This is a genomic window from Tenacibaculum finnmarkense, assembly GCF_900239185.1.
GTDB classification, from domain to species: Bacteria; Bacteroidota; Bacteroidia; order Flavobacteriales; family Flavobacteriaceae; genus Polaribacter; species Polaribacter finnmarkensis.
This window is the reverse complement of the sequence record NZ_OENA01000073.1, coordinates 1-1,877: the sequence shown is the minus strand read 5'-3', so window position 1 is coordinate 1,877 and position 1,877 is coordinate 1. Positions and strand designations below refer to the sequence as shown.

Sequence of the window (1,877 nt, the reverse complement as noted above, 5' to 3'; positions counted from 1 at the left end):
CGTATCGAAGAAATAAAAAAAATCTGGAATTATTAACCTTATAAATTCAAAAAAAAGGTCAACCTATTTCAGGACAATACACAAAACAAGAAACTTCATGAGTAAAAAAAACAAACCCGCAATGATTTTAAAAGCAATAGCTAGTTTTGGAACAAGTTCTGCTTCTGCCGAATTGAAATTATATGACAGGTATGATTTTATTCCTGTTGTTACAATAAATGAAGATGAAAAAGGAGAAAATATTATATACTCAACAGAAGAATGTACTGAATGTAATAAAGACAAATTAGATTTGGGAGAAGGATTTACTGAAAATTTACAAGATTATCTTGTTCCAGAAATTGTGATTGCTAAAAACTCCGTTTCAAAAATACCTTTAAAAATACTCCAAGGTCACGACCCTTTTGGTTTTCAAGACAATGATGGAATTGTTGAATTTTCAAGTTCAAATTCAAAAGTTACCATTATGCCTAAAAGCAAAAAAGTTAGTTATGGCGATAAAATTGAAATTGAAATAAAGCATACTCTTGGTAGAGGTGAAAAATTTTCAATTGATATAAAAGGAAAAGATGACGATGATGATAATTTTGAATCTTCTGACACTATTGTAATTTCTGGTAAATTAAATATCTCCGTTATTGATAAAGATGTTTTTATGGAAGATGAAGCACAGAGAGGAATTGACGACATTCTTTTTGTAGAAAAACAATATGAAAAAAGACCAAGTACTGGAGAATACTCTATTAATTATTGCATTCAATCTGCTGATAGATTTTTAGGCAAAGTTGTTGAAAATACAACAAATTTTTACACTTATGACGATACTGCTAACAAACGAATTTACACTCCTTCTTTAGAGAATGCTATTATAAGAGCAAAAAAAATAAAAACCCTTGGCTATGGTAAGATATTTAAAGAATTCGATGGAAGTATTTTTGCGTTAAAAGAAGAAAAAGTAAAAGATAAATATGGTAATAATCCTTCACGAATTTTATCTTTAAAAGCTAATAATGGAATAAATGATTTTTTTAATCAACAAGTTAGTAATAGAATTGGATTTCATATTTTTTATTTATCTATTGTTGAGGGGTTTCACACATTAATTATTGTTGTCGACAATACGGAACCTTGTAGTCCAAAATATGAGATTTATGATGAAGAGGGTTTATCCTCAAGTAAAGGAGCATTAAATACTATCGCAGACGGAATTCTTGGTCAATCTCAATGGGTATACAGTTGGGCAAAACCTAGATACGGATACTGGGCAAAACTTAGGGTTTCAATATTAAAATTCCAAAGGAAATGAAAAATTCAATTTTAATCTTATTCCTTTTTTTGTTTTCCTGTAATTGGAATAATGAATATCATAATTTAAAAGATTTTATTCTTTATAGAGACTGTAATGAAAATATTTATTTAAAAAGAGAAGTTTATCTTTCAAAAAAAGAAGATTATAAGCCTAGTAAATATGTTAGATATTTCGATTTGGTCAATTATAATGATTCTATTTTAGAGTTAAAAAAAATAATTGACGTGAAATCTTTTCATCAAGTTAAAAAATCGGATACATTTAGTGATAAAAAATACATTTACATATTCATAGATAAACCTGCAATTTCTCCTAATATATATGTGTATGATAGAAAATAAACAACGGCTTAGAACAACGTGTATAGTTTATTGCTATTTCTTGCTAAACCAAAAGTAAGTGAATCTTTATTAACTTTTTGCTTAATTGAAAATTAAGTGTATTTTCAACACGCAACAAACCATACACAAACCGTTGGGCATAATATAAAAAAATGATAAAGAGTTCTAATTACGAAGAATTAAGAGAAAAATTGAGACAGAAATCTGATAAAATTTTTGAATCAAAA

At 27.3% G+C, this 1,877-nt stretch carries 2 protein-coding genes; both read left to right on the top strand.

Annotated features, from left to right (window positions below; all coding sequences use genetic code 11):
• The first annotated feature begins 97 nt into the window (after nt 1–97).
• A complete protein-coding gene (locus AQ1689_RS09340; RefSeq protein ID WP_101955917.1) occupies nt 98–1,306 on the top strand; it encodes a hypothetical protein in 1,209 nt (402 codons plus the stop codon).
• The gene (locus tag AQ1689_RS09335; RefSeq protein ID WP_101955916.1) at nt 1,303–1,650 is read left to right on the top strand and encodes a hypothetical protein; all 348 of its coding nucleotides are present in this window, start codon (nt 1,303–1,305) and stop codon (nt 1,648–1,650) included. The genes AQ1689_RS09340 and AQ1689_RS09335 overlap by 4 nt, the downstream gene beginning before the upstream one ends.
• Nucleotides 1,651–1,877: the final 227 nt, after the last annotated feature.

What these genes read in the sequence shown, in the direction of transcription:
- AQ1689_RS09335 (WP_101955916.1), top strand. Translation starts at nt 1,303, where the DNA reads ATGAAAAATTCAATTTTAATCTTATTCCTTTTTTTGTTTTCCTGTAAT.
- AQ1689_RS09340 (WP_101955917.1), top strand. Translation starts at nt 98, where the DNA reads ATGAGTAAAAAAAACAAACCCGCAATGATTTTAAAAGCAATAGCTAGT.